Here is a 25,027-nt window from a genome sequence, read left to right on the forward strand (position 1 = left end):
GCGCAGCGTGCGAGCCCTTGGACTTACTCATCTAGACTCAGCGACGCCATGAACGAGCCCGTAGCGCGCCCAGCCGAGACCTTCGACGAGGCCGAGGACGCCCTCCTGTCCCGGTGGCCCGAGACCCGGCTGGAGCCCTCGCTCGACCGGATCCGCGCCTTCACCGAGCTGCTCGGCGACCCGCAGCACGCCTACCGCTCGATCCACCTCACCGGCACCAACGGCAAGACGTCGACGTCACGGATGATCGACGCGCTGCTGCGCGCCCTCGACCTGCGCACCGGCCGGTTCACCAGCCCCCACGTCGAGAAGATGAGCGAGCGGATCAGCGTCGACGGGGAGCCGCTCGACGACGAGGCGTTCGTCCGCGCCTACAACGACGTGGCGCCCTACATGCCGCTGGTCGACGCCGCCGAGGCACACCCGCTCAGCTTCTTCGAGGCCGTCGTCGGGATGGCGTACGCCGCCTTCGCCGACGCGCCCGTCGACGTGGCGGTCGTCGAGGTCGGGATGGGCGGCTCCTGGGACGCCACCAACGTGATCGACGCCGACGTCGCCGTGGTGACGCCGATCGCGGTCGACCACGCCAACTACCTCGGCGGCACCGCCGTCGAGATCGCCCGCGAGAAGGCCGGGATCATCAAGCCCGGCGCGGTCGCGGTGCTGGCCCAGCAGAGCGCCGACGTCGCCGCGGTGCTGCTCGAGCGCGCGGCGGAGGTCGGCGCGACGGTCGCCCGCGAGGGCCTCGAGTTCGGCGTGGTCACCCGTGCCGCCGCCGTCGGCGGCCAGGTCGTCACCCTCCAGGGCCTGCGGGGTCGCTACGACGACGTCTTCCTCTCCCTCTACGGCGCCCACCAGGCGCAGAACGCCGCCACCGCCCTGGCCGCGGTCGAGGCGTTCGTCGGCGCCAGAGACGGGCACAGTGAGCCGCTCGGCGACGACATCGTGCGCGGCGCGTTCGGCGAGATCACCTCGCCCGGCCGGCTCGAGGTCGTGCGGCGCAGCCCCACGGTGCTGCTCGACGCCGCCCACAACCCGCACGGCGCCGAGGCCGCCGCGGCCGCGCTGGAGGACTCCTTCCAGTTCGACCCGGTCGTCGGCGTGATCGGCGTGATGGCCGACAAGGACGCCGAGGGCCTGCTGGCGGCGTTCGAGCCGCACCTCGCGCAGGTCGTGGTCACCCAGAACTCCACCGAGCGGGCGATGCCGGCCGACCAGCTCGCCGTCGTCGCGCGGGAGGTGTTCGGCGAGGACCGGGTGAGCGTCGTTCCCGTGCTCGGTGACGCGATCGACGCCGCCGCCGCGCTCGCCGAGTCGGAGAGCACCGACGCGCTCAGCTCGGGCGCGGTGCTGGTGACCGGCTCGGTGGTCACCGTCGGCGAGGCGCGGGTGCTGCTGGGAGGCCGCAAGTGAGCGACGAGCGCGAGAAGTCGCCCCGCCGCGGCATGTGCGCCGCCGTGCTCTCCCTCGAGGCGATCGCGGTCGGCCTGTCCACCCCGGTGATGATCGGCATCTCCGACATCCGGCCCGCCGTCGCGCTGCCGCTCGGCCTGGGCCTGGCCGTCCTGTGCGTCCTGGTCGCCGGGATGCTGCGCCGCGAGTCGGCGTACCTCCTCGGGCACGTCCTGCAGGTCGGCGCTGTCGCGCTGGGCTTCCTCGCGCCGCTCATGTTCGTGGTCGGCGGCATCTTCGCGCTGCTCTGGGGGACCGCCTACGGCCTGGGCCGCAAGATCGAGAACGAGCGGGCGGCGGCCTTCGCCGACTACGACCGGCAGCATCCGAGCCCGTGAACTCTGAGTGCTGGTGACCGCTGGGTAGAGTGGCGGCGTGCCAGTGATCATCGACAAGCTCCTCCGCATCGGAGAGGGCAAGATCCTCCGCCAGCTCGAGGGCATCTCGAAGGCCGTCAACGCCATCGAGGACGACTTCAAGGCGATGTCCGACGACGAGCTGCGGGGCATGACCGACGAGTTCCGCAAGCGTCTCTCCGAGGGCGAGGACCTCGACGACATCATGCCGGAGGCCTTCGCCACGGTCCGCGAGGCCGCGCGCCGCGTCCTGGGTCAGCGTCACTTCGACGTGCAGGTGATGGGCGGTGCGGCACTGCACCTCGGCAACATCGCCGAGATGAAGACCGGTGAGGGCAAGACCCTCGTCTCGACGCTGCCGGCGTACCTCAACGCGCTCGAGGGCAAGGGCGTCCACGTCGTCACGGTCAACGACTACCTGGCCAAGTTCCAGTCCGAGATGATGGGCCGCGTCCACCACTTCCTCGGCCTGACCGTCGGCGTGATCCTGCCGAGCATGCGCCCCGACGAGCGGCGCAAGGCCTACGCCTGCGACATCACCTACGGCACCAACAACGAGCTCGGCTTCGACTACCTGCGCGACAACATGGCCTCCTCGCTCGAGGAGTGCGTGCAGCGCGGCCACAACTTCGCCATCGTCGACGAGGTCGACTCGATCCTCATCGACGAGGCCCGGACCCCGCTGATCATCAGCGGTCCGACCCAGGACGAGGTGAAGTGGTACGGCGAGTTCGCCAAGATCGCGCAGAAGCTCACCAAGGACGTCGACTACGAGGTCGACGAGAAGAAGCGCACCATCTCGGTCCTCGAGGACGGCATCACCAAGGTCGAGGACCACCTCGGCATCGAGAACCTCTACGAGTCGGCCAACACCCCGCTCATCTCCTTCCTGCACAACTCCATCAAGGCCAAGGAGCTGTTCCGCAACGACAAGGAGTACGTCGTCATGGAGGGCGAGGTGCTCATCGTCGACGAGCACACCGGCCGCATGCTGGCGGGACGCCGCTACAACGACGGTCTCCACCAGGCCATCGAGGCCAAGGAGGGCGTGAAGGTCCGCGAGGAGTACCAGACCCTCGCCACCGTCACCCTGCAGAACTACTTCCGCCTCTACGAGAAGCTCTCCGGCATGACCGGTACGGCGCTCACCGAGGCCTCCGAGTTCGACAAGATCTACAAGCTCGGCGTGGTCCCGATCCCGACCAACAAGCCGCTGCTGCGCAAGGACCAGCCCGACCTCGTCTACCGCACCGAGGAGGCCAAGTACGACGCCGTCGTCGACGACATCGTCGAGCGCCACGAGAAGGGCCAGCCGGTCCTGGTCGGCACCGTCTCGGTCGAGAAGTCCGAGTACCTCCACCAGGCGCTCACCAAGCGCGGCGTCGCCCACTCCGTCCTCAACGCGAAGGTCCATGCCGAGGAGGCGAAGATCGTCGCGCTCGCCGGCCACAAGGGCGCGGTCACCGTCGCCACCAACATGGCCGGCCGAGGCACCGACATCATGCTCGGCGGCTCCTACGAGTTCCTCGCCGACGCCGAGCTGCGCAAGCAGGGCCTCGAGCCCACCGGCGAGACTGCCGACGAGTACGACGCCGCCTGGCCCGCGATGGTCGAGCGGATGAAGAAGCAGGTCGAGGCCGAGCACGACGAGGTCAAGGAGCTCGGTGGCCTCTACGTCATCGGCACCGAGCGCCACGAGTCGCGCCGCATCGACAACCAGCTCCGCGGTCGTTCCGGCCGCCAGGGCGACCCGGGCGAGAGCCGCTTCTACCTGTCCTTGCAGGACGAGCTGATGCGGCTGTTCAAGTCCGACTGGGTCGACCGCGTGCTGCTGCTGCTCAAGATCCCCGACGACGTCCCGATCGAGAACAAGCGGGTCACCAACGCGATCGCCAACGCCCAGGGCCAGGTCGAGTCGCAGAACTTCGAGTCCCGCAAGAACGTCCTCAAGTACGACGACGTGATGGACCGCCAGCGCAAGGTCATCTACGGCGAGCGCCGCGAGGTCCTCGAGGGCGTCGACCTCGAGGAGCAGATCCGCACCTTCATCGACGACGTCGTCACCGGCTTCGTCAACGGCTCGCTCGACGAGTTCGCCGAGGAGTGGGACCTCGACCAGCTGTGGACCGACCTCAAGCAGTTCTGGCCGGTCTCGATCTCCTGGAAGGACCTCGTCGAGGAGGCCGGCACCCAGGCCGCGCTCGAGAAGTCGCACCTCATCGACGCCCTCAAGGAGGACGCGCACGCGGCCTACGACCGCCGTGAGGAGGAGGTCGGCGACGAGGTCGCCCGCGAGCTCGAGCGCCGCGTGCTGCTCTCCGTCCTCGACCGCAAGTGGCGCGAGCACCTCTACGAGATGGACTACCTGCGCGAGGGCATCTACCTGCGCGCCTACTCGCAGCGTGACCCGCTGGTCGAGTACCAGCGCGAGGGCTTCGACATGTTCGCCGCCATGATGGACGGCATCAAGGAGGAGACCGTCGGCTTCCTCTTCAACCTGGAGGTCCAGGTCGAGGACGACGACGAGGAGGAGATCCACTACCACGCCGACGGCACCGCCCACGCGGGCCCGATGCACGAGGGCGCGTTCGCCGAGCCGCCCGTCGGCGTCGGTCTCGAGGCCGGCGGCGAGATGGACCTCGCCTCCATTTCCTCCGAGCTGAAGGCGGCTGCTCCCAAGGTCACCGCCAAGGGCCTCGACGCCCCCAAGCAGCCGCAGAACCTCACCTACTCCGCGCCCGACGAGACGGGTCACGAGGAGGTCCGCGGCAGCGGCGCCGCGTCCGCCGGCGACGACGAGTTCGGCGACATCGGCCGCAACGCGCTGTGCCCCTGTGGCTCCGGCAAGAAGTACAAGCGCTGCCACGGCGCGCCCGGAGGTCCGACCGGGATGGCCTTGCGCGGCTGATGCTGGCAGGGAGTTTCACCGGCTGACCGGTGAAACTGGCGCTTGGACGAGGAAGCATCCTCGTCCAAGCGCCAGTTTTGTCGTCCAACCCCCGCCAGTTTCACCGGTCGACCGGTGAAACTGGCGTGAGCTCACTGCAGGCTCGTGCGCGGCTCACCGTTGAGCAGGCCGGTGCCGGTGCGGACGCAGGCCCCGCCCCTCGGCGTACCCGAGTTGTAGGCCTGGCGCACGCACGAGCGCACCGCGAGCTGCCCCCAGTAGTTCGGGTGCAGCGACTCCTGGATGAAGTACGGCGAGTCGCCGGCCGTGGTGACCGTGCGGATCTGGTTCACCCACTCCGTGCGGTCCACCGCCCCGGCGCTGGTCCAGCTCGCCAGGCCGACCTCCTCGTAGAGCCCGACGCCGGACTCGCACAGCCGGCGGCCGTTGAAGGTGCCGGCCAGGTCGAGCACCTTCGCGTTGGTGATGCCCGCCTGCGTGATCGCGCCGGTGACGGTGTTGTTGATCGTCGGCAGCGCCGAGCTGTTGGCCCAGTCGGCGTCGGCGTTCCAGAAGCCGCAGCCACCGGTGTTCTGCCGGGTGTAGCCGCTCTGGCTGTAGCGGAAACCCGCACCGCCCGGGATCGGTGACGGATAGGTCTGGACGAGCATCGTCCACTGGCTGTCGGCGTACCCGGCGTTGCGCATCGCGGTGCGGACGTTGGTCAGCGCCCCGGCGATGCGGGTCCTCACCGCGGCGACGTTGGTGCTGGTGAAGTTGCTGGTGACGCTGCTGTCGTCCTTGCAGTAGTCCTTCCACCACGACGGCGAGAGCAGGAAGTCCTGGACGCACTGCTGCACGATGCCGGCGAAGTTGAAGTCGTTGCCGCCGATCGACACCACGACCATCCTCACGTTGCTGGTCGTCGCCAGGGTCTGCAGCGCCCGCGCCTGCCCGACGCCCTCGCTGCCGCTGTAGAAGTCGAGGCCAGGCTTGAACGTGTCCCCGGTCGCCGTCGCCGTCTTGGCGCCCGAGCAGGCCAGGTTGACGCTCCTGACCCCGCCGCCGATGTGCACCTCGGCGCTCTTCGACCGGTGGCAGCGGTTGATGGTCTCGCCGGTCCCCGAGGCGTTGTCGTCGTAGGCACTCGAGCCGAGCGCGTCGGCTCGCGTGCTGCTGGTGTTGGACGAGCCGGCCCACCGGCCGGCCTCCCCGGAGATGTAGGAGTCGCCGACCGACACCACGGTCGGGGTGCCGACCCCCGGGCCGTCGGCGTGGGCGGGGGATGCGGTGAGCGGTGCGACGAGCGCGGCTCCGGTGAGGGCCAGGGCGGCCGTGAGGGTACGGATCATGGCGGAAACGTAGTGACTCAGATCACATCTGAACAGGGGTCACATTCCGGAGGATCTCTCACGAGAAGTCGAGCGCGGTGCAGATCCACCGCTGGTCGGACCTCTCGAAGCGCGCCGCGACGGCCCGCGAGCGCTCGCCGTGGCGCACGCGCACGCCGCACTCGACCACCTCGTCGGTGATGAAGCACGCGTGCACACTCTGCACCCGCGGCCGGACCGGTTGGACCCGGGCCAGCCCGGGCTGGTGACCCCCGGCGCGGGCGACGAGGAGGGCGCGACGGTGCAGGTCGGCGTACACGTCGCGCGTGGTCCAGCGGACCAGCTGGGAGACCGGGCGGTCACCGCCGACGATCTCGACGGCCGCCTGGACGAAGCGGTGGGTCCACTCCTCGATGGCGTGGCGCAACCGCTGGTCGATCGGTACGACGACCGCCCCCGGCCGCGCGGGCGGCCGGTGTCGCGACCGGGCCGGTGCGCGCGGCGGGGACTGGCGGGGGAGCAGGGCGAGGGCGAGCGTGCCCTGGGTGGGGCTGACCGGGACCGGCACCCGGAGGCCGACGAGCTCGTGCGGGACAGCGGACATGGTTCCTCCTGGGTGGGCGGGTCAGTTGCGCGGCAGGCGGAGCATCTGCCCCGGCTGGATGAGGTCGGGGTCGGGGTCGAGCCGGTCGGTGTTGAGCGCGCGGACCCGCAGCCAGTACGACGCCACGTCGGCCCGCGACGCCGCCGGGCCGAGCCGCCGCTCGGCGATCGTCCACAGCGAGTCGCCGGCGCGGACGGTGACGACGTCGGTGGCGAGGGCGCCGTGCCGTGGGTCGACCGGCCGGTCGGGGAGCGGCAGGCCGGCGAGGGCCTCGGCGCTCAGGGGGGCGCCGGTGCCGACCGGGGTGTCGCTTCCGGCGTGGGCGGGGGCGCTGGTGGTCGCGAGGACGGTGACGCCGCAGGCGGCGAGAAGGGCGAGCCGGACCGGCCCGACGGCCCGGCGCGACGACACGCGGTGGCGCAGCACGTCGCGGACCACCTCGGTGGTCGCCAGCCAGAGCAGCAGGCCGGCCACCGGGGCGGCGGCCGCGCAGGCCTGCACCAAGAGGTCGGCGAAGGTCGGCCCCGGCGCGGTGGCCAGCGCGCGGACCAGGGGCGCCGTCAGTGCGACGAGCCCGGCCTGCGCGGCCGTGACGGTGAGCCAGAGCAGGGTGGCGCGGACGCGCACCCGGCCGGCAGCGGCGAGATCCATCCCGAGAGAACCTTTGCGTTTGCTTCCGTTTGACTCAGGATGTGTTCGTTCAACCTCGATGTCAACCGTGAAGGGCGGAGCCTGTGGACGACGAGCGTGCGAGGCTGGCCCCCATGGGCTGGGAGGACGAGCTGTTCGCGCTCTTCGACGACCTCGAGGACCAGGCCAGCGCTCTCTACTCGGCCGAGCGCGACCTCGAGGTGGCCGACCGCAGCCGGGCGGAGTACCAGCAGGTCACCCTCGCGAGCCGGCTGATGGCGAGCGTCGCGCAGCCCGTGACGCTGGGCGTGCTCGGCGTCGGACCAGTCAGCGGGACTCTCGAGCGGGTCGCCGACGGCTGGCTCCTCCTCGCGGCCGGCGACCACGACTGGATCGTGGCCCACGGGGCCGTGACGACCGTGGCCGGTACCTCGGAGCGGTCGGTTCCCGAGGTCGCCTGGTCACCGCTCACCCGGCTCGGCCTCGCCTCCGCCCTGCGCCGGATCGCCGAGGCCGGCGAGCCGTGCCTGCTCCACCTGCGCGACGGCGGGCGCCACGACGGCCTGCTGCGCCGGGTCGGCGCCGACTTCTGCGAGCTCGCCACCGGCGAGGACCGCCGGACGGTGCTGGTCGCGTTCAGCGCGCTCGCGGCGGCGCAGTCACGCTCGTGACGACCCGCCCGCCAGCCGTAGGACGACCCGCCCGGCGCGCGGGGACAGGGCGAGCCGGCGCGCCGCCGCCGCGGCCGCGCGGGTGCGCTGGCCCGGCCGCAGCCGCGAGCGTGCGTAGCGTCGTACGCCGTCTGGGCCGTCCTCGTTGAGCGCCTCGCCGAGCGCGATCGCATCGACCATCGCCTCGCAGGCGCCCCGGCCGAGGTTCGGTGACATCGCGTGCGCGGCGTCGCCGACCAGGATGAAGCGCCCGCGCACCAGGGACCGGGGGCGGCGGGACTCGAGGATCGTGTTGACCACCATCTGCTCGGGGTCCGCTGCGGCCAGCGTCTCCCGGACCAGGGCGGGCCAGCCGGCGTAGGCCTCGCGTGCCCAGGCCAGCGCGTCGGCGGGTGCCTCCTCGCCGCGTCGTGCGGAGGCGTACCAGTTGGTGCCCATGCCGTGCGGCAGCCGGTTGGGGCCGGTCCCGAAGAGCATCCCGTCGCCCCAGAACTCGCGCATCTGGTCGAGCGGCATGCTCGGCGGCGTCAGCGCCACGCCGCGGATCGCCACGATGCCGGTGTCGCGCGGCTCGTCGCCCCACGCCTGCCGCCGTACGACGCTGCGCGCGCCGTCCGCGGCCACGACGAGATCGCCGTCGAGGGCGGTCGCGTCGGTGACGTGGCTCTGCACGCGCGCCACCGTGTCGGGGACCGCGCCGTCCAGGACCGCGAGCAGCGCCGGGCGGGCGATCGCCCACATCGTGGCACCCTGCCGCGACATCGTGACCGGGCGACGCGCACTGTCGGCGGTGATGACGGCGGAGGTGAGGGCGTAGCCGCCGTCGCGCACCGGCTCGGCGAGCTTGATCCGCTCGAGCGCGTCGAGAGCGAACGGCCAGATCCCGAACACGGTCGGGACCGTGCGGCGGCCGGGCTGTCGCTCGACGAGCGTCACGTCGTACGTCGTGGGGTCGAGGGTCGCCGCGAGGGTGAGGCCGGCGACGCCCCCGCCGACCACGGTGATGGTGAGCATCCTCGGACGGTACTACTACATCTGTAGTTACACAACAGATGTAGTGTCACCGGGTGCCCACCCGTCCTGAGCTCGTCGCCGACGCCGCCGTCACCGTCCTCGCGCGCGACGGGCTGCGGAGCCTGACCCACCGTGCGGTCGACGCCGAGGCCGCCCTGCCCGCCGGCAGCACCTCCAACTGCTTCCGCAGCCGCACCGCCCTCCTGGAGGCGGTCGTGGACCGCCTCGAGGAGCTGGACCGGGCCGCCATCACCGCGGGTCCGCCGCCGGACCCGACCTCGATGCCGGCCCTCGCGGCGTACCTGTCCGGCAACGTGCGGCTGATGACCTCGCGCCGCCACGTCCGCACCACCCGGGCCCGGCTCGTGCTGCTGCTCGACGAGACCGCCGGGCCCGCCATGGAGGAGGGGCACCGTCGCTTCCTCGGGATGCTCGAGGCGATGCTCGCGCAGGGTGGTCATCCCACCCCGGGGCCGACGGCGCGGGCCGTCAGCGACCTGTTGGACGGGGCGCTCATGCACGCCGCGTCGGTCCGATCGCGGACCATTGACGTCGCGGAGCTGTCCGCCGCCGTGGAGCGCCTGCTGGCCTGAGGTTCAGGTGGCCGAGCCGCTTCGCGGCTGGCTCCTCGCTCGCGCTGAGCGCTTCGAGCTCGTTCCTCGCTCGGCGCTCGCGCTCGCTACGTCGCCTCGAAGTCGTACGGCGGCAGCTCGCCCGGCTCCAGCATCCGCACCGGTGCGGGGGAGTCGTCCTCGCCCGCGCTGCGGATGGTGTCCTCGAGGTCGTCGAGCTCGGCCATCGCCTCGGCGATGTGCTTGCGGACGATCGCGCGCGGGTCGAGGTCGGTCAGCTCGAGGTCGGCGTACTCCGGGCCGAGCTCGGAGCGCAGCTCGTCACGCGCGTTGGTGGCGAACTTGCGCAGCTCCCGCATCAGCCGGCCGGCCTGCCGGGCCAGGTCGGGCAGCTTGTCGGGGCCGAACACGAGCACGGCGAGGAACGCGATGACGACGAGCTCGCCGAACCCGATCCCGAACACCCGCCAGCCGCCCCTTCTCCGTCGTAGCCGTGCGGGTCAGAACTTACTGGTCGGGGTCAGTCCCAGCTGCATGCCGGCCAGTCCTCGGCCACGCCCGCCCAGTCGCTCGGCCACCGCGCTGAGCGCGAGAGCGGCGGGCGAGGTGGGGTCGGACTCGACGATCGGCTTGCCGGCGTCGCCACCCTCGCGCAGCGCGACGTCCAGCGGAATCTCGCCGAGCAGCGGCACGTCGTACCCGAAGCGCTCGGACAGCGTCGCGGCCACCCGCTCGCCGCCGCCGGTGCCGAAGATCTCGAGGCGGTGCTCCTTGCCCTCGTCCGCGCAGTGGGGGCAGGGGAGGTAGCTCATGTTCTCGACGACGCCCACGACGCGCTGGTGCATCATCGAGGCCATCGTGCCGGCGCGCTCGGCGACCTCGGCCGCGGCCTCCTGCGGGGTGGTCACCACGACCACCTCGGCGCCGGGCAGGTGCTGGCCGAGCGAGATGGCGATGTCGCCGGTGCCCGGGGGCAGGTCGAGGAGGAGGACGTCGAGGTCGCCCCAGTAGACGTCGGCGAGCATCTGCACGAGGGCGCGGTCGAGCATCGGCCCGCGCCAGGCGACGACCTGGTCGCGCCGCGGCTTGAGCATGCCGATCGAGATCACCGAGACGCCCGACGGGGTCGGGACCGGCATGATCAGGTCGTCGACCTGGGTCGGCCGGGCGTCGGCGACACCGAGCATGGCGGGGATAGAGTGGCCGTAGATGTCGGCGTCGACGAGGCCGACCTTGCGGCCGGCCTGGGCCAGCGCGATCGCCAGGTTCGCGGTCAGCGACGACTTTCCGACGCCGCCCTTGCCGGAGGCGATGGCGAAGACCTTGGTCAGCGAGCCGGGCTGCGCGAACGGGATCTCGCGCTGCGCCTGGCCGCCCCGCAGCGTCTCGTGCAGGCCCGAGCGCTGCTCGGCGCTCATCACGCCGAGCTCGACCTCGACCCCGGTCACCCCGGGCAGGGCGGTCACGGCGGCCGACACGTCGCGGCTGATGGTGTCCTTGAGCGGACAGCCCGCCACCGTCAGCAGCGCCTTGACGGTGACGACCGAGCCGCCGTCGCCGGCCGCGATGTCCACGCCCTCGACCATCCCGAGCTCGGTGATGGGGCGCTTGATCTCGGGGTCGTTGACCTTGCTGAGCGCGGTCATGACCTGCTCGACGGACGGGGACTGCGTGGTAGTCACAACCCCTGAGTCTACGGAGGGGGCGCAGCGACCTCGTCGGCGCCGTCCTCGTGAGACTGCGCACGCTCCTCGGCCCGCTCGTCCAGGTCCGAGAGCAGCGACCGCAGCTCGGAGCGCAGGAAGTCGCGGGTGGCGACCTCGCCGACCGCCATCCGCAGCGAGGCGACCTCACGGGCGAGGAACTCCATGTCGGCGTGCGCGCGGGCGTCGGCCTGCCGGTCCTGCTCGGCGACCACCCGGTCGCGGGCCTCCTGGCGGTTCTGCGCGAGCAGGATCAACGGCGCGGCGTACGACGCCTGCAGGCTCAGCATCAGCGTCAGGAAGATGAACGGGTAGTCGTCGAAGCGCAGGTCGCGGGGTGCGAACAGGTTCCAGCAGATCCAGCCGACCACGAACAGTGTCATGTAGATCAGGAAGGTCGCCGTGCCCATGAACCGGGCGAACTGCTCGGCGAAGACGCCGAACGTGTCGGCGTTGTAGGAGGGCCGCCGGACCAGCTGGCGCCGCTCGTCGCGCGGCGTGTCGAGCCGCTCGCGGCGTGCCTCGCTCACGATCCGCCCTTCCCGCGCTCGCGGGCCCGCTCGCGCCAGTTGGCGGGGAGCATGTGGTCGAGCAGGTCGTCGACGGTGACCGCGCCGATCAGCCGCCGGTCCTCGTCGACGACGGGCGCCGCGACCAGGTTGTACGTCGCCAGGTGGGCGGCCACCTCGTCGATGCTCGCCTCGGGCCGCAGCCACTCCATCGAGTCGTCGAGGGCGCCGGCGACCAGGGTCGAGGGCGGCTCGCGGAGCAGCCGCTGGATGTGGGCGACGCCGAGCAGCTTGCCGGTGGGGGTCTCCAGTGGCGGGCGGCACACGTAGACCAGCGCGGCGAGCGCCGGGGTCAGCTCGGGGTTGCGGACGTGGGCGAGCGCGTCGGCGATGGTCGCGTCCGGACCGAGGATGACCGGCTCGGAGGTCATCATCGCGCCGGCGGTGTTCTCGACGTACGACATCAGGCGGCGCACGTCCTCGGCCTCCTCGGGCTCCATCAGCCCGAGCAGGATCTCGGCGGTCTCGGGCGGCAGGTCGCTCACCAGGTCGGCCGCGTCGTCCGGCGACATCTCCTCGAGGACGTCGGCCGCGCGCTCGGAGTCGAGGCCCTTGAGGATCTCGACCTGGTCGTCCTCGGGCAGCTCCTCGAGGACGTCGGCGAGCCGCTCGTCGTCGAGCGCCAGCGCGACCGCCGTACGACGCTCCGGGGGCAGGTCGTGCAGGATGCTCGCCGCGTCGGCGGGCCGCATCTCGTTGAGGGCCGCGACCAGGTGGGTCGCGCCCTGCCGGTCGTCGGTGCGGGTCAGGCCGACCACGTCACGCCACTCGACCACGTGGGACTGCCCGCGGCGCCGGAAGCCCTTCGACGGCTCGCGCACGGCGACGCGGCTCAGCACCCAGTCCCGGGTGCGGGCGGGCTCCATCGCGACGTCGTACACCGTGCCGGTCACGCCGCTGTCCTTGATGGTGACGGTCCGGTCGAGCATCTGCCCGATGACCAGGGTCTCGGTCGAGCGCTGCTCGAAGCGGCGCATGTTGAGCAGGCCGGTCGTGTAGACGTGGCCGCTGTCGATGTTGGTCACCCGGGTCATCGGCACGAAGATCCGGCGCCGGCCGAACACCTCGGCGACCATCCCGAGCACGCGCGGCTGGGTCCCCTCGGTGCGCAGGGTCACGACCAGGTCGCGGACCTTCCCGACCTGGTCGCCCTGGGGGTCGAAGATCGGGAGCCCGACCAGCCTGGCCGCGAACACGCGGGTAGGGGTGGTGCTCACGAAGCGCAACGCTACCGGTCGCGGCTGCTACTTCATGAACGTCCGCGGGCAGGTCGCGCCGGCGCAGTCCTGCGTCTCCTGCCACAGGTCGCGCAGCTGCTTGCGCACTGCCTTGTAGCGGGGGTCGCCGTAGAGGTTGTAGAGCTGGTACTGGTCGTTCTTCGTGTAGTAGAGCTCCCCGCGCCCCTTGCGTCCGCGGACGTAGGTCCACGGACCCACGATCACCCCGGTGTAGAGCGGCTTGAGGCCGCCCTTCACGGGCCATCCGGAGATCGGGATGACGCGGCGGGTGGCGTCGCTGTCGAGCCACGGCATCACGTCGACCCCGTCCGCGTCGCGGTCCAGCGTCGTGCCCGCCAGGGCGGCGAAGGTCGGCGCCCAGTCGGCGTTGGTGACCGGCGCCTGGGTCGAGGTGCCGGCCGGCAGGCCCGGGCCGCGGATGAACATCGGGATGTTGATGGCGTCGCGGAAGTACCAGAGCTTGCCGTTGAGGTTGTGCTCGCCGACGTAGAAGCCGTTGTCGGAGGTCACCACGACGTAGGTGTTGTCGAGCTGCCCGGTCTGCTTCAAGGTGTCGACGGTGCGCGCGATCGCGCGGTCCACGGCCTGGAGCGCCTCGACCCGCTGCTGGCGCTCCTCGCGCAGCCCGGCCCGGCGCTTCTTCGACCACTTCTGCCGCGCGTTGCGGATCAGCGCCTTGTCGCTCGGGTCGGCCTCGAACATCTCGGGGGTGGTGTCGAGGTCGAGGTCCTTGAACGTGTCGCGGTCGCGCTTGTCGGGGACCGTCGTCGAGATGCCGTCCGGGTCGTCGCTCTCGTGGGGGCTGCCGTGGTGCGGGGCGACGTAGTTGACCCACATGTACCAGGGCTTGTCCTTGTCGGCGCCCTCGGCGTGGTCGGAGATCAGCTGGTTCGACTGGTCGCTGAGCAGCGTCGTCGAGTAGGTGTCGTAGTCCTTGATCCGGCCGTCGACGAGAAGCTGCGGGTGCTCGAAGTTGTACGTCGCGAAGTCGACCGTCGGGCGCCACACGGTCCAGCCCGGCGGCTGGTGGTGGACCTCGTCCTTCGTGTACCCGTTGAGGTACTTGCCGACCATCATCGTGTCGTAGCCGGCCTTCTGGAGGCTGACCGGCATCGTGTCCTCGTCGTGGAAGGCCTTGTAGCCGCCGCCCTCGCCGCTGATTGTGACCGCGCCATGGTTGCGGGAGTACTGGCCCGTGAGCAGCGTGGCCCGGGCCGGCACGCAGATCGGCGTCGGTGCCAGGCCCTGGTCGATGGTCACGCCCTCGCCCGCGATCACCTCCTGGAGGTGCGGCATGAACTGCATGTCCTTCATCGCCGCGTCGTCCATGGTGATCATCAGCAGGTTGGGCTTCTCCGGCGAGGACACCGGGGCCGGCGTCGCCTCGGGCCCGAGGACGGTGTCCTTCTTCGTCGGCGCGGCCACCGAGGCCTGCTCGCCGGGCCGCTCGTACTTCACGATCGGTCCGACCCCGCCGTTGCCGTCGTCACCCCCGCCGGAGCAGGCGGCGAGCACGCTCGCGCTGAGGACGGCGGCAGTGGCCAGGCGGAGGCGGCCGGGGCGAGTCACGCGGGGATCTCCTTCTCGACGGGGCGGTCGGTTGCGGCGTCCGCCGCACATCGGAAGCCGAGGTTCGAGGCCGAGGAGTCCGGCGGAGCCGCTGAGCGGGCGGCGACCCGGTAGCGGTTGCAGTACGAGTCGTGGCACAGGAACGAGCCCCCGCGCATCACGCGGACCGTACCATCCGCGGGCCCCCGCGGATCCTGGCGCGCGCGGTCGGCGTACGCCTTCGGGTCGAACCAGTCCGCGCACCACTCCCAGACGTTTCCGACCATCTGGTGCAGGCCGTATCCGTTGGGTCGGTACGCCGTCACCGGGGCGGTCGTCGTCCAGCCGTCCTCGGCTGTGTTGGTGGTCGGGAAGGTGCCCTGGAAGATGTTGACCTGCCACTCGTCCGCGCCGCCGCTGCGGACCATCAGGTCGTCGCCCCACGGGTAGCGCTTGCCCTCGAGCCCGCCGCGCGCGGCGTACTCCCACTCCGCCTCGGTCGGCAGCCGGCGCCCGGCCCAGCGTGCGAAGGCGAGGGCGTCGTCGTGGGAGACGTGGACGACGGGGTGGTCGGGGCGGTCCGAGATGTCGGAGCGCGGGCCCTCGGGGTGGCGCCAGTCGGCGCCGCGCACCCCGAGCCACCACGGCGTGGTGGGGGAGTGGCCGAGCACGTCGGCCACCGTGGCCGCGACGTCGGTGTGGAACACCGCGGAGTAGCCCTCGACCTCGGCGGTGGTGCGGTGCCCGGTGGCGTCGACGAAGGCCGCGAACGCCGCATTGGTCACCGCAGTGGTGCCGAGCCGGAAGGCCGACACCTCGACCTCGTGGACCGGACGCTCGCCGTCGCCGGCATAGCCGTCGCCGAAGTGGTCGCCCAGGGCCGCCCGCCCGCCGGGGATCGGGGCCAGCGCCGTCGGGTCGGTGCCCCGCACGCCGCTGTCGGCCCGGGCCGGGGAGCCGAGCGTCAGGTCCACCGCGGCCGCGGGGCCGGCGGGGACGCAACAGGGACGCTGGTCCGGGGACGGGGTGGACATCGCGGTCCAGTGTGCCCCAGTGGTCGAAGAAGCCCGGCCGCGAGGTGTGGTCGATTACGATTCCGGACGTGGCGGAGCAGGAGGAGCAGGGCACGCGCGGTGCCCGCGGGGGCAAGCGGCTGGGCCCTGCCGTGTCCTCGGTCGACATGGTCGTCACGGTCGTGGCGGTCGTCGTGGTGCTCGCCGGCCTGAGCGTCTCGCTGATCTTCCCGCCCGACGCCCCCGACACCCCGGTCGCCCACGAGGGGCGCCGGGACGGCACTCCGTCCGCCGCGGTCGCCACCGACCTGCCGCCGGCCCCGACCGCGACCGACACCGGCGGCGTGCTGGTGCCGCCGCTGGCGATGGAGGCCGAGCGCCAGTCCGCGCAGCTCGTGTGCCAGGCGCAGATCGGCACCACCCAGTTCACCGCGCTGTCCTACAACATCAAGTCTGCGCGCGCCGGCAGCCTCGAGCGCCTGCTCGGCGTGATGCAGCAGTCGAAGGCGACCGTCATCCTGCTGCAGGAGGTCGACTACAAGCGGCGCTCCACCGGCAGCGTCGACCAGGCCGGGTGGTTCGCGGATCGGCTCGGCGGCTGGGGCTCGGCGTTCGGCCGCAACGTGACCTTCGGCGACGGCCTCTACGGCACCGCGGTCGTCTCGAAGTACCCGATCGTCTCCTCGGAGAACACCCCGCTCCCCAACAGCGGCAAGGCGCAGCCGCGCGGCCTGCTGCACGTCGTGATCAACGTCGAGGGCGTCGAGGTCAGCATCTACAGCACCCATCTCGACAACACCTCCGCCGGCATCCGCACAGCGCAGGCGAGCCGGATCTCCAGCATGCTGGCGGCCGACCCGCGACCGAAGATCCTCGGCGGCGACATGAACACCTGGCCCAACTCGGGGCCGGAGCGGATCCTCAGCTCGCGGCTCAGCGACAGCTTCGTCGTCGCGGGCAGCGGTGGCGGCGCCACGCACCCGGCCGGTCACCCCCGCACCCGGATCGACTACCTGCTCTACGGCGGCCCCGACCTGACCGCGACGAGCTCGGTCGTGATGCCCGCCGGCGGCTCCGACCACCTCCCGGTCCGGGCCGACTTCACCCTCGGCGGGATCAAGACGGAGAAGTGCAGCGGCGACGCGAAGGCCAAGCCCCGCGACACCGGTGCGGCGTCCGGCGATCCCTCCGGCCCGGCCTCGGGAACGGCGACCGGCGACGCGGGCAAGGTCGACTGACTGCCCGCGCGGACGCGGGTTTCAGCCCCTGTAGGCGGGTATAGTGCCCGCGTCAAGGGTCGAGATTCGCCTGCCTTCTGTGGGGGAAGCCGCGTCGGAGCCCGGTCGATTCTCGGGTGAAGACGGTAGGAGTCAGTACGTGTCGAATGTGTGGGGGACCTCGTCGGTGGCAGCACGGACCCGGGGAATTGCGGCGCTCGCGGCGCTCTTCCTGGCGATGGGCCTGCTGGTCGCCGGCCCAGCCGGCCTGACCCGGGCCGACGCCGTTCCGGCCGCGGCGACCACCCCGGTGGTGGCGAAGAAGGCGAAGAAGCAGCCGAACCCGGCGTACGTCGTGACGCCCGGCATCACCTTCAACCACCCGTTCAAGGCCAAGAAGCGCGGCGCGATCCAGCGCAAGATCATCAAGACGCTGAAGAACGTCGAGCCCGGCCAGACGGTCCGCGTGATGACGTGGAACTTCGACTCGCCGCTGCTCGCCGGCAAGATGATCGCCGCCCACAATCGGGGCGTGTCGGTGCAGATCATCATGGCCCGCGGCCTCGCCCGGGAGCAGGGCTCGCACCGCTCCTACGGTGTGCTGACCCGCGCGCTCAAGAAGGGCAACGCGGACCGGCCCAAGGAGCTGCGCAGCTGGATCCGCACCTGCTCGGCCACCTGCCGCGGCAAGGGCGGCGCGATGCACAACAAGATGATGCTGGTCAGCAAGTCCGGTGCCACCAACTGGATCGTGATGCAGGGCTCGGGCAACTTCACCGGTGCCGCCGCCGTCCAGCAGTTCAACGACTGGACCACCGTCACCGAGAACCAGGCCCTCTACGACGGCTGGATGACGATGTGGAACCAGGCCAAGAAGGACAAGAAGTTCCCGGCCCTGCAGTTCACCGTCCCCAGCACCACCATCCCGGGTGCGACCATCACCACCCAGTTCGCCCCGCACCGTGACCAGGTCGACCCGCCGCTGCGGGTCCTCAACAAGGTCCAGTGCAACGGCGCGGCCAACACCGCCAACGGTCGCACCAAGGTCCGTGTGGCCAACGCCGTGTGGGGTGACGAGCGCGGTGCCCAGATCGCACGCAAGGTCCGCGAGCTGCACTTCCAGGGCTGCGACGTCCGCGTGGTCTTCATGATGATGTCGGGCAAGATCCGCAGCATCCTCGCCCCCGTCCCGGCGAAGCAGATGGTCTACATCACCGGCGCGACGGCCAACAAGTTCAAGGACCGCTACGTCCACCTCAAGGGTCTCGCGGTCCAGGGCAACCTCGACGGGAACCCCAACGGCAGCGCGGTGCTCTCCAGCAGCGAGAACTGGACCCAGCTCGGCTGGTTCTCCGACGAGCACGACATCATCTTCTGGGACGACGCGGCGATGGCGGCGAAGTACTCCGACTGGGCCGACATGATCTTCAACACCGCGCCCCGGTCGCTGGCCAACTACGTCAACTCCGCCGACCCCGACCCGGTCGTCCGGGTCAAGCCCGGCACCGAGTACCTCAGCCCGCAGGACTACCCGTTCCACGAGCTCGAGGCCGAGCTGAACTGACCAAGCGGATCCCGGGCCCGGGTCGCTGCCGAGAGGCGGTGGCCCGGGCTTCGGCCGCTCAGAGAGCGAGAGGGCGTACATGGCTCAGCGGGTGGTGCTGCACGTCGGCACCATGAAGTCCGGCACCAGCTTCCTGCAGAACGTGCTCGGGGAGAACAAGGCGGAGCTGGCAGAGCGGGGCGTGCTGTTCCCCGGCCGGCGGTGGCGCCGCCAGGTCCGGGCGGTCAAGGAGCTGATCGCCCACGGCGGACCCGGACAGCCGCCGATGCCCGCCGACGGCGTGTGGCAGCAGCTGGTCGAGGAGATCCGGGCCTGGCCCGGCACCGCCGTCGTCTCGATGGAGTACCTCGCGCCGCGTGACGAGAAGCAGATCCAGCGGATCCGCAGGACCTTCCCAGACAGCCGCGTCGAAGCGGTGGTGACCTGTCGCGACCTGGCCCGCAACGTGCCCGCGATGTGGCTGGAGTCGGTCCAGAACGGCGGGGTCACGGGATGGGACGACTTCGTCGCCTCCCTCGGCGCCCGCAAGGACCTGACCGGTCCCGCGACCCGGTTCTGGCGGCACCAGGACGTGCCGGCGATCGCCGCCCGATGGGCCAAGGGCCTCGACAAGGGAGCGCTGACCCTGGTGACCGTGCCGCCGGCGGGCGCCCCCGGCGACCTGCTGTGGCGCCGGTTCGCCGAGGTCCTCGGCATCGACCCGCAGGGGATCGCGCTCGACGTGCGCAGCAATCCCAGCATCGACCTGCCGAGCGCGCTGCTGCTGCTCGAGCTCAACCGCCGGTTCCGCCCCGACGGGACCGGCGACCTGCCGCCCTTCTACGACCGGCTGGTCAAGCACCAGCTCGCCAAGCGCGGCCTGTCGCTGCGCGAGGGCGGCGGTCAGCGACTCGGGTACGACGACCCGTGGGCCCGCACCCGGGGCGAGGACCAGGTCGCCCGACTGCGCAAGGCGAAGCACCGCGTCGTCGGCGACCTCGACGAGCTGCGGCCCGTCGCCGTGCCGGGACTGCGGCCGGCCGACGTACCGACCGAGGAGGTGCTCGGCGCGGCCGTCGACGCCCTCCAGGTCGCCCTGACCAAGTGGAGCACCGCCGGACGCGGGCAGGAGGAGCAGGAATGAAGTGGCGCGGACGTCGCGAGACGGGTGCGGCGCCGGGGCCCGGTCCCGCCACCACCGATCGGCCCTCGGGCGACGGCCTACCGCGGGTCGCGGTGATCACCATGACCCGCGACAGCGGGCCGGTGCTGCGGCACTGGGTCGAGCACTACCGGCGCCAGCTCGGCGCCGAGGACGTCTTCGTCATCGACGACCACAGCGCCGACGGGTCGACCGACGACCTGCCCTGCACGGTGTTGCGGCTGCCCTACCTCGACAAGTACTCCTTCGAGCCGTCCCGGATCGGCATCCTGAGCGGCCTGGCGAAGTCCCTGCTCTTCGCCTACGACGCCGTCCTGCTCGCTGACGCGGACGAGTTCGTCGTCGCCGACCCGGCGGTACACGCCTCGCTGCGCCACTTCGCCGCCGCCCGGCAGGGGACCGACGTCGCCGGCGTCCTGGGCTACAACGTGATCCACCGGATCGGAGTCGAGCCGGCCCTCGACTTCGACGCGCCCTCGCTGCTGCGCCAGCGCGAGTTCGCCCGGTTCACGCCGTTGATGTGCAAGCCGGCCCTCAAGTGGGTCGACGCCGACTGGGGTCATGCCTCCCACGGCATCAAGCACCCCTTCGCGCCGGACCCGGAGCTGTTCATGTTCCACTTCAAGTTCGCCGACCTCGGCCAGCTCGAGCTCCTCGCCGAGCACCGCCACCGGGCCGCGGTCGACGAGGGCCGCGCGGTGAAGTCGAGCTGGAGCCGACCGACCGACGAGATCGTCGAGGCGCTACGCACCGCGGCCGCGCAGGTGGAGCAGGCCGTGGCCGCCGACGAGATCGGCAAGTTCCGGCCGGGGCCGAAGCGGCTCGAGTCGATCGTGCAGAACGAGGGCGACCTGTGGCGGGCCACGGGCGCGGGGCAGCACCTCGCGCTGGTGAAGCCGCCGTACGTCCGGATCCCCGATCGCCTGCGCGACCTCTTCTGACAGGGTGACCCCATGACCGAACCGACGGGCCTGGCTGTCACGACCGTCGACACCACGGGCCTGGTGCTCGCCGGCGTCGAGGAGGACCGCGCGCTGGACGTGCTCTTCGACGAGCGCCGGATCTGGTCGTTCTGGTCGGTGCGCGACACCGAGGACGCGCCCTCGGGCGTGCCCGGCGAGCGGCGGGTCGCGTGGCCCGAGCGGATGGTGCGCTTCCTCGACGGCCCGACCCGGCTGCAGGTGCGCGACCACGTGGCCGGCACGGTCGTGCACGACGAGGAGACCACCTTCGGCACCGCCGAGGAGCGGATCGCCTTCGTCAACAAGTCGGGGCTGCCGATCGCTCTCGACAAGTCCGGCCGCTTCCACCCCGAGTTCTCGGTGCGCTCCGGCGACCAGCTCGAGCCGCTCCTCGAGGCGATGCACCGGGTGATCGCGATCCTCGAGGACGAGGGGATCGCGGCGTTCCCGGCGTACGGCACGCTGCTGGGCGCGGTGCGCGAGCAGGACTTCCTCGGTCACGACTCCGACGCCGACCTCGGCTACGTCTCGCGGCACAGCTCGCCCGTCGACGTGGTGCGCGAGTCGTTCCGGCTCCAGCGCGCACTGGCCGCGCACGGCATGGCGACCTTCCGCTACAGCGGCGGTGCGTTCCGCATCGACGTCGAGGAGAGCGACGGGTCGGTGCGCGGCCTCGACCTGTTCGGCGGCTTCTTCGCCGGCGACGGGTTGCTCTACCTGATGGGAGAGGTGGGCGTGGAGTTCCGCGAGGAGTGGATCTTCCCGCTCTCGACGGTGACCCTCGCGGGCCACGAGTTCCCGGCCCCGGCCGTGCCCGAGCGGCTCCTCGTGGCGATGTACGGGCCGCACTGGAAGGTCCCGGACCCCGCGTTCAAGTTCGAGACCTCCACCGAGGTCAAGACCCGGCTCGACAACTGGTTCCGCGGGCTCTCGCCGTACCGTCGCGACTGGCAGACCAACCAGGCCCACCGCAAGGGCGACGTCAACGCGCCCGCCTCCGACCTCGCCCTCCGCCTGGCCGCCGACACCGCCGAGGGCACCCACGTCCTCGACGTCGGCGCGGGACGGGGGAGCGACGCGCTGCACCTGGCCCGTGCGGGCTTCCGCACCACCGCCTACGACTACGTGCCGCTGACGCTGCGCAAGGCCGGCCGGGTCGCCGGGCGCGAGGGCGCCTCGCTCGACGTACGGATGATCAGCCTGACCCAGCTGCGCTCGGTCCTCGGCGAGGGTGCGCGGGTCGCCCGCGAGGACGGGCCGCGGGCGATGCTCGCACGCCACGTGCTGGACGCGACCACCGAACGCGGCCGGGAGGGCCTGCTCCGCTTCGCGGCGATGGCGCTGCGCGGCGGCGGCCGGCTGCACACCGAGTTCGCGACGGGCGAGGGTGAGGCGGGGGAGGGTTTGTATCCTGTCTCCCTCGACGGGGTTCTCGCCTCGATCGGGCGGTTCGGAGGCTCGGTCGTGTCCACGGACGTCGAGCCCGGCGCTCCGGGCCGGGCCGGGCGGGCCGTCGTCGTGGCGGAATGGTGAGAGTCGATGCGTGAAGAAGAGAAGATGACCCAGAATCGCTGGAACCTGTTCGCCACCGTCCGCGCCCAGCGGCTGCGGATCGAGACGCTCGAGACCGAGGTCGCCGAGCTGCAGCGGCACTACGTGCGGATGGCCGAGCTGGTCGACGTCGTCCAGGAGCTGCTGATCCCGATCGCCCAGCGCGACGAGGCCCGCATCGCCGAGGCGATCGAGGCGTTCGACAAGAGCCTCTGAGGCCGGGGACCGTTCACATGGCACGTCGCGTCTTCGTCCACATCGGGCTGCCCAAGACGGCCACCACCTACCTCCAGACCATCGTCTGGGGCTCGCGCGAGCAGCTGCTCGCCGACGGGGTGCTGCTGCCCGGCCTCGGCCGGTTCGACCACCTGTGGACCAGCCGGATCGTCCGTGAGGACCCGCGGCTGCCGAAGGCGTCCGAGGAGCACCGCACCGCCTGGGAGCGGCTGCGGGCCGAGATCGCGAGCCACGACGGCGACGCGCTGGTCACCCACGAGTTCTTCGCCGCCGCGAGTGCCGAGCAGGCGACGCGGATGGCCGAGCAGCTCGCCCCGGCCGAGGTGCACGTCGTGATCACCGCGCGCGACCTGCTCGGGCTGTTCACGGCGAGCTGGCAGGAGAGCCTGAAGAACCGCGGCACCGCGCCGATGGCCGACTACTCGCGCGAGGTCTCCGAGGACCCGCGCGACGTGTGGAACTGGCGCACCCTCGACCTGCACCTGGTGCTCCAGCGCTGGTCCGCGGCCGTGCCCCACGAGCGGATCCACGTCCTGCCGCTCGACACGACCGCCCCGCGCGAGGAGATCTGGCACCGCTTCGCCGGGCTGCTCGGCCTGAGCGCGGACGCCTACGACCTGAGTCAGTCCTTCCCCAACGAGTCGATGGGCGTGGTCGAGGCCGAGGTGCTGCGCCGGGTCAACGAGCACCTGGTCGCCCGCAAGTCGCTCGGCGCCGCCCGCGACCGCGGCATGTTCATCCGCACCTTCCTCGCCGACGAGCGGCTGGTCCCGCGCAAGGGGGAGAAGTTCTGGCCCCAGCCCGACCGCATCGAGGAGTGCCGCGCCCGCAACGACGCCGCACTGGCCTACCTGCGCGAGCACCCCGTCGACGTCGTGGGGGACCTCGCCCGGTTGGAGATCCCCGCCGAGCTGCCGGCGCGTCGTACGCCGGACACGGTGACCGATGCCGAGGTTGCCGACGCCGCCACCGATCTGGTCGCGACGATGCTCGCCGACGTGCGCGAGCTGCGGGTCGGCGCGGGTCCCGAGCCCGCGACCGGCAGGCGCGGCCTGCTCGGCGCGCTGCGCCGCCGCTGATCCTGCGCCTGACCCTGCGCTGATCCTGGCCGACCCGGCTGGCCCTGCGCGACCGCTCAGGTCGGGCTCCGGCACGCCGAAGGGCCGCAGGAATTCGCGCGCATTCCTTTTCCGGGCCCCCGTGTATTCCGGCATGAATTACACGGGTGTGATTAACCGAATTACATCATTGTAGTTATTCGCGCTGTATTGCCATGTTGAAGTTGTTACTGATGTGATTCCTGAGGAAATTGTTCGCTCGGTGCATTTCGCACCGTGAATCGGGAGGTCCCATGCGCACGCTGAGCTCGCTTCGATGGCTTCGTGCCCTACCGGCGACGGTCACGGCGCTCGCGGTCCTCGCGACCCTCCTCGTCCTCGCCGCGGCAGGCACCGGCGGCGGCAGGGGTGGCCTCGAGAAGACGGCCGCCGAGGCCGACCCGGGCACCGGCGGGGTGCGCCTGGTCCAGGCCAACATCAAGTCCGGCATGTCACTGGACCGCACTGCGTCCGACCTCGGCCAGGTGTTCGCCCAGCTCCCGGACTTCATCACCTACAACGAGGTCTCCAGTCGCCCCGACGCGATGCTGGCTCCTCCGGGCTATGCCATCCAGCGCACGCCCGGCACCTACACGGGCGCCACCGCCGTCGTGTGGGACACGGCGCGGTGGACCAAGATCGCGGCCGGCACCTACAACATCAGCAACGTGTGGGGGAAGTCGAAGAAGCAGAAGGTCCACTGGGGCGTGCGCTACGCGAACTGGGCCACGCTGCGCAACGCCGAGGGCCGCACGGTCTCGGTCGTCGCGGTGCACTTCGCGCCCGTGACGGCGTACACGCCGGGGATCACGCTGCCGTCGTACCAGCGGATGGCGGCGCTCGCGCAGACGCTGTCGGCCAGCGGTCCCGTGCTCATGGCCGGAGACGTGAACGTGAACTTCCGCAGCACCGCCTACCCGCGCAACGAGATCGCGGCGATGGGCCTGGTCAACGCCTTCGACCTGTTCGGCGTCGCGCCGGCGACCCACGACAGCGGCGCGGTGATCGACCACGCGTACCTCTACCAGGGCGACCCGCTGCTGCCGGTCACGAACCTGACCACGACCGAGCTGTACTCGGACCACAAGATGCTCACCGTCGACCTCGGCAACGTCGGGCCGCGTGCCGGTGCGTTCGCGCCGGGCTGGATGTCCAACAAGGACGACAAGAAGGCGACCATGCGCCTGGTGCGCAGCGCCATCAACCAGGCGCCTCCGGGCTCCGCGCTGCACCTCGCGACCAAGAAGCTCAGCGGCAAGAGCGTCTACCGCGCGATCGTGAACGCCCGGGCCCGCGGCGTCGAGGTCCAGATCATCACCGGCAACAGCAGGGCCACCGACCTCGACCGCAAGCTCGCCAAGCTGCTCGGCACCAAGAAGAAGCACAAGTCGTGGGCCAAGCGGAAGACGGCCTGGAGCCACTACGGCATGCCGAAGGCGCTCGTGCTCGCCAGCACCTCGGGCGGCACCCGTGCGGTGCGCATCGACTTCAACCGCGTCTGGGTGACCAAGGAGCAGAAGCGTGCCGGCTCGGCGGCGCAGGTCCGCTCGGACCAGTTCGGCTACGACGAGATGTTCATCCGGTTCTTCGCGGCGGTGGGCCGCACCATCTGAGCCGCACCGGCTGAGCCGGCCCGGCCGGGCTCAACGGGGGAGGGATCCCAGTCGACG

Annotated in this window: 23 protein-coding genes; 13 read left to right on the top strand and 10 right to left on the bottom strand. The window is 71.4% G+C overall.

The annotated features are described in order from the left end of the window. Positions 1-48 precede the first annotated feature (48 nt). Genes FBY23_RS09385 through secA form a run of 3 tightly spaced genes read left to right on the top strand, consistent with a single transcriptional unit; the run spans position 49 to position 4,716 of the window. Positions 49-1,413: a folylpolyglutamate synthase/dihydrofolate synthase family protein gene (locus FBY23_RS09385; protein WP_141797901.1), complete on the top strand. Its 1,365-nt coding sequence runs from the start codon at positions 49-51 to the stop codon at positions 1,411-1,413. Then, positions 1,410-1,790 carry a DUF4233 domain-containing protein gene (locus FBY23_RS09390; RefSeq protein ID WP_260805855.1) on the top strand — a complete coding sequence of 127 codons (381 nt, stop codon included), beginning with the start codon at positions 1,410-1,412 and terminating at the stop codon, positions 1,788-1,790. Before FBY23_RS09385 ends, FBY23_RS09390 begins: the two co-directional genes overlap by 4 nt. 37 nt (positions 1,791-1,827) lie before the next feature. Next, positions 1,828-4,716 (top strand): preprotein translocase subunit SecA, encoded by a 2,889-nt coding sequence (gene secA / locus FBY23_RS09395; RefSeq protein WP_141797902.1) that lies wholly within the window; start codon positions 1,828-1,830, stop codon positions 4,714-4,716. Positions 4,717-4,847: 131 nt separating this feature from the next. On the opposite strand, the gene FBY23_RS09400 is transcribed toward secA, so the two are convergent. Genes FBY23_RS09400 through FBY23_RS09410 form a run of 3 tightly spaced genes read right to left on the bottom strand, consistent with a single transcriptional unit; the run spans position 4,848 to position 7,281 of the window. Continuing rightward, positions 4,848-6,047, bottom strand: coding sequence for a hypothetical protein (locus FBY23_RS09400; RefSeq protein ID WP_141797903.1), 1,200 nt, complete (start codon positions 6,045-6,047; stop codon positions 4,848-4,850). Positions 6,048-6,105: 58 nt separating this feature from the next. Further along, on the bottom strand, positions 6,106-6,630 hold the full coding sequence (locus FBY23_RS09405) for an Rv3235 family protein (protein WP_141797904.1): 525 nt from the start codon (positions 6,628-6,630) through the stop codon (positions 6,106-6,108). 21 nt (positions 6,631-6,651) lie between these two features. Then, positions 6,652-7,281 carry a LysM peptidoglycan-binding domain-containing protein gene (locus FBY23_RS09410; RefSeq protein WP_141797905.1) on the bottom strand — a complete coding sequence of 210 codons (630 nt, stop codon included), beginning with the start codon at positions 7,279-7,281 and terminating at the stop codon, positions 6,652-6,654. 113 nt (positions 7,282-7,394) lie between these two features. On the opposite strand from FBY23_RS09410, the gene FBY23_RS09415 reads away from it, so the two are divergent. After that, positions 7,395-7,931, top strand: coding sequence for a hypothetical protein (locus FBY23_RS09415; protein ID WP_141797906.1), 537 nt, complete (start codon positions 7,395-7,397; stop codon positions 7,929-7,931). On the opposite strand, the gene FBY23_RS09420 is transcribed toward FBY23_RS09415, so the two are convergent. Continuing rightward, positions 7,920-8,945 carry an FAD-dependent monooxygenase gene (locus tag FBY23_RS09420; protein ID WP_141797907.1) on the bottom strand — a complete coding sequence of 342 codons (1,026 nt, stop codon included), beginning with the start codon at positions 8,943-8,945 and terminating at the stop codon, positions 7,920-7,922. The two genes, FBY23_RS09415 and FBY23_RS09420, sit on opposite strands and share 12 nt — an antisense overlap. Positions 8,946-8,998: 53 nt before the next feature. Between FBY23_RS09420 and FBY23_RS09425 the strand changes: the two genes are divergently transcribed. Next, positions 8,999-9,538, top strand: coding sequence for a TetR/AcrR family transcriptional regulator (locus FBY23_RS09425; RefSeq protein WP_141797908.1), 540 nt, complete (start codon positions 8,999-9,001; stop codon positions 9,536-9,538). Positions 9,539-9,624: 86 nt separating this feature from the next. Here the strand turns inward: FBY23_RS09425 and FBY23_RS09430 are convergent, their stop codons facing one another. Genes FBY23_RS09430 through FBY23_RS09455 form a run of 6 tightly spaced genes read right to left on the bottom strand, consistent with a single transcriptional unit; the run spans position 9,625 to position 15,609 of the window. After that, entirely contained in the window at positions 9,625-9,981 is a 357-nt protein-coding gene (locus FBY23_RS09430; RefSeq protein ID WP_141797909.1) for a sec-independent translocase, read from the bottom strand. Between the two features lie 36 nt (positions 9,982-10,017). Continuing rightward, positions 10,018-11,163, bottom strand: coding sequence for an Mrp/NBP35 family ATP-binding protein (locus FBY23_RS09435; RefSeq protein ID WP_141800957.1), 1,146 nt, complete (start codon positions 11,161-11,163; stop codon positions 10,018-10,020). Between the two features lie 47 nt (positions 11,164-11,210). Beyond that, the gene (locus tag FBY23_RS09440) at positions 11,211-11,750 is read right to left on the bottom strand and encodes a DUF1003 domain-containing protein (protein ID WP_141797910.1); all 540 of its coding nucleotides are present in this window, start codon (positions 11,748-11,750) and stop codon (positions 11,211-11,213) included. Continuing rightward, on the bottom strand, positions 11,747-13,006 hold the full coding sequence (locus FBY23_RS09445) for a magnesium transporter MgtE N-terminal domain-containing protein (protein WP_141797911.1): 1,260 nt from the start codon (positions 13,004-13,006) through the stop codon (positions 11,747-11,749). The genes FBY23_RS09440 and FBY23_RS09445 overlap by 4 nt, the downstream gene beginning before the upstream one ends. A gap of 27 nt (positions 13,007-13,033) precedes the next feature. Then, on the bottom strand, positions 13,034-14,596 hold the full coding sequence (locus tag FBY23_RS09450; protein WP_160158200.1) for a sulfatase: 1,563 nt from the start codon (positions 14,594-14,596) through the stop codon (positions 13,034-13,036). Then, entirely contained in the window at positions 14,593-15,609 is a 1,017-nt protein-coding gene (locus FBY23_RS09455) for a formylglycine-generating enzyme family protein (protein WP_141797913.1), read from the bottom strand. Before FBY23_RS09455 ends, FBY23_RS09450 begins: the two co-directional genes overlap by 4 nt. A 68-nt stretch (positions 15,610-15,677) precedes the next feature. On the opposite strand from FBY23_RS09455, the gene FBY23_RS09460 reads away from it, so the two are divergent. From FBY23_RS09460 to FBY23_RS09490, 8 genes are all read left to right on the top strand, one after another. After that, positions 15,678-16,826, top strand: a complete 1,149-nt coding sequence (locus FBY23_RS09460) for an endonuclease/exonuclease/phosphatase family protein (protein WP_141797914.1) — start codon at positions 15,678-15,680, stop codon at positions 16,824-16,826. A gap of 139 nt (positions 16,827-16,965) precedes the next feature. After that, complete coding sequence (locus FBY23_RS09465; protein WP_141797915.1) at positions 16,966-18,369, top strand: phospholipase D-like domain-containing protein; 1,404 nt, start codon at positions 16,966-16,968, stop codon at positions 18,367-18,369. A gap of 79 nt (positions 18,370-18,448) precedes the next feature. Beyond that, positions 18,449-19,492, top strand: coding sequence for a hypothetical protein (locus FBY23_RS25935; RefSeq protein ID WP_160158201.1), 1,044 nt, complete (start codon positions 18,449-18,451; stop codon positions 19,490-19,492). Next, complete coding sequence (locus tag FBY23_RS25940; RefSeq protein WP_160158202.1) at positions 19,489-20,451, top strand: glycosyltransferase family 2 protein; 963 nt, start codon at positions 19,489-19,491, stop codon at positions 20,449-20,451. The genes FBY23_RS25935 and FBY23_RS25940 overlap by 4 nt, the downstream gene beginning before the upstream one ends. A 12-nt stretch (positions 20,452-20,463) precedes the next feature. Continuing rightward, the gene (locus FBY23_RS09475; RefSeq protein WP_141797916.1) at positions 20,464-22,005 is read left to right on the top strand and encodes a hypothetical protein; all 1,542 of its coding nucleotides are present in this window, start codon (positions 20,464-20,466) and stop codon (positions 22,003-22,005) included. Positions 22,006-22,029: 24 nt separating this feature from the next. After that, complete coding sequence (locus FBY23_RS09480) at positions 22,030-22,239, top strand: DUF6752 domain-containing protein (RefSeq protein WP_141797917.1); 210 nt, start codon at positions 22,030-22,032, stop codon at positions 22,237-22,239. 17 nt (positions 22,240-22,256) lie between these two features. Next, positions 22,257-23,339, top strand: a complete 1,083-nt coding sequence (locus FBY23_RS09485) for a hypothetical protein (protein WP_141797918.1) — start codon at positions 22,257-22,259, stop codon at positions 23,337-23,339. Positions 23,340-23,611: 272 nt separating this feature from the next. Then, complete coding sequence (locus tag FBY23_RS09490; RefSeq protein ID WP_141797919.1) at positions 23,612-24,970, top strand: hypothetical protein; 1,359 nt, start codon at positions 23,612-23,614, stop codon at positions 24,968-24,970. Positions 24,971-25,027: the final 57 nt, after the last annotated feature.

This window comes from Nocardioides sp. SLBN-35, assembly GCF_006715725.1.
In the GTDB taxonomy this organism is placed as follows: domain Bacteria; phylum Actinomycetota; class Actinomycetes; order Propionibacteriales; family Nocardioidaceae; genus Nocardioides.

What these genes read in the sequence shown, in the direction of transcription:
- FBY23_RS25935 (WP_160158201.1), top strand. Translation starts at nt 18,449, where the DNA reads ATGGCTCAGCGGGTGGTGCTGCACGTCGGCACCATGAAGTCCGGCACC.
- FBY23_RS09475 (WP_141797916.1), top strand. Translation starts at nt 20,464, where the DNA reads ATGACCGAACCGACGGGCCTGGCTGTCACGACCGTCGACACCACGGGC.
- FBY23_RS09480 (WP_141797917.1), top strand. Translation starts at nt 22,030, where the DNA reads ATGACCCAGAATCGCTGGAACCTGTTCGCCACCGTCCGCGCCCAGCGG.
- FBY23_RS09400 (WP_141797903.1), bottom strand. Translation starts at nt 6,047, where the DNA reads ATGATCCGTACCCTCACGGCCGCCCTGGCCCTCACCGGAGCCGCGCTC.
- FBY23_RS09405 (WP_141797904.1), bottom strand. Translation starts at nt 6,630, where the DNA reads ATGTCCGCTGTCCCGCACGAGCTCGTCGGCCTCCGGGTGCCGGTCCCG.
- FBY23_RS09435 (WP_141800957.1), bottom strand. Translation starts at nt 11,163, where the DNA reads ATGACCGCGCTCAGCAAGGTCAACGACCCCGAGATCAAGCGCCCCATC.
- FBY23_RS09410 (WP_141797905.1), bottom strand. Translation starts at nt 7,281, where the DNA reads ATGGATCTCGCCGCTGCCGGCCGGGTGCGCGTCCGCGCCACCCTGCTC.
- FBY23_RS09385 (WP_141797901.1), top strand. Translation starts at nt 49, where the DNA reads ATGAACGAGCCCGTAGCGCGCCCAGCCGAGACCTTCGACGAGGCCGAG.
- FBY23_RS09490 (WP_141797919.1), top strand. Translation starts at nt 23,612, where the DNA reads ATGCGCACGCTGAGCTCGCTTCGATGGCTTCGTGCCCTACCGGCGACG.
- FBY23_RS25940 (WP_160158202.1), top strand. Translation starts at nt 19,489, where the DNA reads ATGAAGTGGCGCGGACGTCGCGAGACGGGTGCGGCGCCGGGGCCCGGT.
- FBY23_RS09485 (WP_141797918.1), top strand. Translation starts at nt 22,257, where the DNA reads ATGGCACGTCGCGTCTTCGTCCACATCGGGCTGCCCAAGACGGCCACC.
- FBY23_RS09420 (WP_141797907.1), bottom strand. Translation starts at nt 8,945, where the DNA reads ATGCTCACCATCACCGTGGTCGGCGGGGGCGTCGCCGGCCTCACCCTC.
- FBY23_RS09455 (WP_141797913.1), bottom strand. Translation starts at nt 15,609, where the DNA reads ATGTCCACCCCGTCCCCGGACCAGCGTCCCTGTTGCGTCCCCGCCGGC.
- FBY23_RS09415 (WP_141797906.1), top strand. Translation starts at nt 7,395, where the DNA reads ATGGGCTGGGAGGACGAGCTGTTCGCGCTCTTCGACGACCTCGAGGAC.